Source organism: Clostridium sp., assembly GCF_050717545.1.
Classification (GTDB): domain Bacteria; phylum Bacillota; class Clostridia; order Clostridiales; family Clostridiaceae; genus Clostridium_AD.
Genome location: NZ_JBOITN010000026.1, coordinates 1 through 5,717 on the forward strand (window position 1 = coordinate 1; position 5,717 = coordinate 5,717).

5 protein-coding genes and 1 pseudogene are annotated in these 5,717 nt (G+C 29.2%); 5 read left to right on the top strand and 1 reads right to left on the bottom strand.

What is annotated here, in order from left to right; translation table 11 throughout:
- A partial coding sequence (locus tag ACREVX_RS06210; RefSeq protein WP_431543302.1) for a MaoC family dehydratase occupies positions 1–264 on the top strand: 264 nt, incomplete at its 5' end.
- Positions 265–706: 442 nt separating this feature from the next.
- A pseudogene (locus ACREVX_RS06215) lies at positions 707–871 on the top strand (two-component sensor histidine kinase); the annotation flags it as partial.
- A 35-nt stretch (positions 872–906) separates the two neighbouring features.
- Here ACREVX_RS06215 and ACREVX_RS06220 read toward each other — a convergent pair.
- Positions 907–1,407, bottom strand: a complete 501-nt coding sequence (locus ACREVX_RS06220) for a hypothetical protein (RefSeq protein ID WP_431543303.1) — start codon at positions 1,405–1,407, stop codon at positions 907–909.
- Between the two features lie 446 nt (positions 1,408–1,853).
- Here ACREVX_RS06220 and ACREVX_RS06225 point away from each other — a divergent pair, with 446 nt between their 5' ends.
- From ACREVX_RS06225 to ACREVX_RS06235, 3 genes are all read left to right on the top strand, one after another.
- Positions 1,854–2,561 carry a hypothetical protein gene (locus tag ACREVX_RS06225; protein ID WP_431543304.1) on the top strand — a complete coding sequence of 236 codons (708 nt, stop codon included), beginning with the start codon at positions 1,854–1,856 and terminating at the stop codon, positions 2,559–2,561.
- Positions 2,562–3,142: 581 nt separating this feature from the next.
- Positions 3,143–4,396, top strand: coding sequence for an IS4 family transposase (locus ACREVX_RS06230; RefSeq protein ID WP_431543305.1), 1,254 nt, complete (start codon positions 3,143–3,145; stop codon positions 4,394–4,396).
- A 313-nt stretch (positions 4,397–4,709) separates the two neighbouring features.
- Entirely contained in the window at positions 4,710–4,940 is a 231-nt protein-coding gene (locus ACREVX_RS06235; RefSeq protein ID WP_431543306.1) for a hypothetical protein, read from the top strand.
- Positions 4,941–5,717: the final 777 nt, after the last annotated feature.

A 5,717-nucleotide genomic window follows, 5' to 3' on the forward strand; every position in this document is an offset into this window, starting at 1 on the left:
AAAGGTAGAATCGCACATGGTATGCTTACTGCAGGTTTTGTATCAGCAGTACTAGGTACGAAATTACCTGGACCAGGCACAATTTATTTAGGACAAGAACTTAAATTTACAGCACCAGTTAGATTTGGCGATACAATAAAGGCTGAAGTTGAAGTTATAGAAAAGAAAGAAGAAAAAAATATTATGAAATTGAGTACAACATGTACTAATCAAGATGGGGTTATTGTTCTTAAAGGTGTTGCAACTGTTATGCCACCTAAATAATTTTCTTGAATCATTTAAAAACTCCAGAGATTTTTCTCTGGGGTTTTATTTTTGCGGTATTTTATCTTACATTCTTTGCTACTAGCTTAATAGCAAAATAAATTGTGTTCACAATTTGGTTGCGTTCCCCGGCAGACTGAGCATACCTATCAACCTAAGAATTGAGATATATACCATGTGGTGATGGCTATCATTATTTTATAAATGGAAGTTATAATATGGTTAAAAATAGTTTTTTTAAAATATTTAATGAATATTGGGAATTTTATGTACAGTAAATAAATCTGCAATTATTTTTGTAGATTATTTATATATATTTAAATAACATCAAGGATTAACTTATACACAGACTGGAAGTGAAGCGAACAAGCTGTGTTGCTAAGGAAATCTCAGAATTTGATTTTTCTGAAACACTAAAGATATAGGGTAAGGATGAAATAATACCAGCTTTTATAAAGTTGACAAAGCTAGAACACGTGAATATGGTGGTACTGGTCTTAGACTATCAATTGTTTAGGCAATACAGAAAGCTCATAAAAATGAGTATCGAGTAAATAATATTGAGGAAGGCGTAGAATTTTGGTTTGATGTAGATTTAGCAAAATAAAAAAGGCTTTCCAAAGCCTTAATTGTTCTTATATATTATTTTGCTTTGACTTCATAACTATCCAATTTGTAAGTTGAAATTTTGCCATCCATCTTATCATTATCATACTGAGTAACCTCTACCGTGTGGTTACCTATTTTCAGATCATTTTCCTTTAGGGTTATAGAGGTCTGTGTATCACCTAATTGATCTTTGAAATTCAAAATCCCATCTACAAATATATAGCTTAATTTAGCACCATCAAATTCCCATGCATTTAATCCGATTTGCGTTAAAACAGTTTCTTTATCTGCATAAATAAAAGGTACTACGCCATCATTACTATTACCTGAAGGTGTATCAATCTCTATTCTGCCTTTGCCTGTATCTTTTATACCTGCAGGCGTCTTTATCCTAATAACTTCTACTGTAGGCTCTGCTTTCTTTTCCACCACGGTTTTTTTATTAGTTATCTCTTCGTTTTTAGAGGGACTGGAACATCCTACAAAACTTAATGTTATGAGTATGATTGATAATATTGCTATTGATTTTTTCATTTAGTCCTGGTTTCTTAAACTTAAACATATGTGAATATTTAAATTTAAAAACCAGTCTTCACCTCCATTTATGTTTTTAAATTCATAAAAAACGTATATTATTTGGTCTTGAAATAAGTTTGAGATTTTTCAACTCATATGTTGTTAGTATAATATTATCTTTAGTTATCATATTAAACTATTTTCTATATGTATACAATGATGTTATATATGCAATATAACCTAATCAATTTCGCTTTGTATATTTAACATCCCTAATATTTATTCTTCGTCATATTCTAAATATTTATACTCTTAACTCGAAATTTGTAAGCAATATTTCTTAAAACCTAGCTGTGGAACTATTATAAATTTACGGATAGCTATCATTAGTACTTGATATTTTACCAGATAACAAAAACTGTTCCAGCTTTGGACAAGGGTCTGACCCCTTACACAGATTGGAAGTGAAGCGAACAAGCTGTGTTGCTAATTTTGATTTAGAAAGTATATTTAATAATCCAAACCAAATTATTACTCTTGATGCTAATTTTCTTATTCCGCCAGATAGAAGTAACTTTGGAATAAGATCCTTTGATTTTCACACGTTTGAGCGAATATGGCTAGAGCAAATATTTAAATCATTTCCTAATTTGGCTATTCATGAATCTGTATATGATGAATTAATATCACCATATGTTAAGGTTTATATTGACGCAAACATCAATGCTATGCCACCGAGGTTATCTATTCATAAAGATTCATCTCTGACATTAGAAGAACATATACTTAGAGATTCAATTGAAGCTATAATATCTCCTTATACCAAATATGACCCAATGTTAAATAATAAAGATGACCGAGGGGAAGTTAAATCTCTATCATATATAGCTGTAAAGGGATTGCTTTACTTTACTGCACATGATTACAATGCTATTCAGCTGGTAGAAAAATCAGACGAATGGAATATAGGTTTGGATAATGTGCAAGCCATACAGATGTATGAACTTATTTTCTATCTTTATAGGATAGGCAAAAGTGATAAAAAGGACCTGAGAATACTGTATAAATATCAATATTATCTAACTAAAAATGAGAAAAGTATAAATTTAGAATGGGGTAAATTTATTGAAATCATGGAAGCATTGTACCCCGTTAACTTAATACAAGAATAAGAGCTATTGGATAATATTTATCTAATAGCTCTTCACTACGTAAGGAGTCCTATTCGCTAGAATGTATTTTTAGGTGCCTCCTGTATAATTTTGATTAATTGTAGCAAAACAAATTGTGTTTACAATTTGTTTATGTCGCCCGGGGGTTTTTACATAGCCGTCAACCTAACGGAACCATTAAATGTGAATAGTGAAATATATTAATTAAACATCTTATATAGATATGAATAAAAACAGGGTAAAAATTATGATTTAAAATATTAATATTTATTTTAATAAAAGGTATGTTTTATACCTAATTATGGTATAAAATACACCTTATGTTTTTTGTTTTATTGTTAAATAATATATAATTAGTTTATATATAACTTTTATGTAACTATATATAAGTATAAGCGAAAGGATGTTATTTACGATGAATAGAGAAAAAATAAAGCGAATAATTCATAATTTAGAAAAGGTGTACAACCTTAATAAAATTAAACAGATTGTAAGAAAACATCAGTTTATTAGAAGAAAAGGTAAAATTTCTGCTAAATGCTTTTTGAATTTATACCTTTCTAGGGGAAGATTTATGCTAAATGTCCTTATCTAATTTGTGTGCGAAATTAGAATCTAATGAAAAGGTATCAATATCTTCTCAAGCATTAAGTAAAAGATTCAATAAGGAAGCTGTTAGTTTTCTTAAGAAGGTGTTTCATGAAATGTTAAATTTTCAAAATGAAGTTTTGAAAAATAACGAATCACTATTAAAAGGTTATTTTAATAGGATAACAATAGTTGATGCTACTGGATTTAAACTAGATGATAAGGATGAAAACAAATGTAAAGGTAGCGGTGTAAAATCATCTGTAAAAATGCAATTGCAGTATGATTTATTAACTGGCGAGTTCATTCATTGTGATCTTAAAGAAGGTTCTTATTCAGACGCTTCATATTTAGAAACATTGCAATCTACTATACAAAGACATGATTTAATTTTAAAGGATTTAGGGTATTTAAAAGCATTAGATTTGAAAGTTATTGATGAAATGGAAGCTTTCTATGTTTCTAGAGCTAAAGTTATTACTGTTCTTTATAGAAAAGAAGAGGTAACCGGATATGGAAAGAAACGGAATTTAGTAAAAACGGATTGGTATCTCCCTATAAATATCAAAGAACTCTTAGAACCTCTTGCCGAAGGCGAAACCATAGAGCTCAATGATATTTACATAGGAAACACTACAAAAAATAGAACTAAATGCAGACTCATTCTAACTAAATTAACGAAAGAATGCAAGCTAAAAAAACAAATTCGTAATAAAAATCCAAGTAATAGGTGCAGCACTAAAGTAATTGGAAAAAATAAATGGTGGCTTGAATTAAATTGTTATATGACTAATATTCCAAAAGAAGTATTATCTAAGGAAAAAATATATGAGACCTATTCTATGCGCTGGCAAATTGAAATAATGTTTAAGATATGGAAATCTCTTTTTAAAATCCATGATGTAAAAAAAGCTGGACTAGAAAGAATCCAATGTTTCATTTATGGTAGATTAATTATGTTATTGCTTACTTCATCAATAGTTTTTACAGCTCGCATAATAAATTATTCGAAATCTGGTGAAGAATTAAGTGAAATAAAGTCATTTGGAATAGTAAAACAATATTTTAATGAGTTATATAGAAATATTTTCAAAAGCAAAATGGCTTTATATCTAATATTCTGCCGTATATTAACCACCATTAAATTGCATGGCAAAAAATCCGTTAAAAAAGGTAAAAAGACTACTGTTTTAATATTGGAAGGAATCAAAATATCTCAACTGTCACTGGAAAAATTGGTAAGTTAATACTGGTATATAAATACTTGATTTAGAATCTTCTTACATTTATTTTGAAGGTATATTAAAGTCGCTTAATATATGATTAATTTGTAATTATCAAGCGAATTCTGATAAAGTTTATTACGTAACAATTCCAATCCTCGTGATAATAACTGTATCTTCACGTTGGAAGATACTTCAATTATTCAGTTGATGGCTATGGGGGGGTTTTATGAGTGGAGCGAATTTGCTATATACAAATGTATGAGGCGAAAAATTTATTTAATAAAAAATATTTTAACATGATCCAGAAGAAGTACAACTTGTTTTTAATGAGATTATGGGAAAAGAAATAAATACTGTAGAAAAGAAAAAAAATACTTTAGAAAAGAAAAAAAATCCAATAAGAAATTCAATTTTATCAATTAAGATAGAAACAGAAGTGAAGCAGTTTTATAGGAATAATTTATTATATGATCATAGTGATGAAAAAGAAAAGATAAAGTGTTTAAAAAAGTTTTCACTGAATGAATTAAAACATCTGTATAGTATAATATATATCTCCAATTAGAAATAATGCAAGAAAAGGAGAAGTAGTTGATTTGATTGAAAAATATTTTGAGAGCATTGATAGAGCAATTTCTATGAAACCCTAAGAAACAAATTGTTGATTTATTTTATAATAATAACAAATTTGTGTATAAAGATTAGCATAAAATGTAAAGGAATATATCTTTGATTCACAATTATGATTATTGTGTAAAGGTATAAATCTCAATATCTCTGCGACTCCCTTGACTTAAGGGGGTATATCTTTACGCAAGACACATTTTAATGCGTATTAGTATCATTTCACCGCAAAGCGCGCGTTGAGTGTGTTGTGAGGATAGAGAGGAAATAGCATGGTAGGAAAGGGGTTAGAGGATTTTAGGTGAATATTGAAGTGTGTTTTATGTTCCCTCAGACGAGAGCTTGAGGGGGTTTTTATTTTTGGGGGCCTAACAAATACGTAGAATTAAGTATATTTGCATTAAGGTTTAGGTTTTGCGTATTTGTTATTGAAGTTGATGGAAACGCCGCCTTTTAGATAGTTGAAGAAGTGAGGGTTAAACCACAGTAAAAGTTTTTCGGAATTTTGAGGGAGTATGAATTAAATAGTTGAAGGAAATATAATCTTTATACAAAACTTACATTTATTAGTTGGCTGGTACGACCCCGTTGTAAGTAAGCGTCAAATGCTACCCACATTCCTATGCACTTTAATTCATGAGATAATAACCTCAAAACAAGGAGGTTATTCTTATGTCAGAACCAAAAGTTAATTTCATGTGGCAACATCGAGTGAATG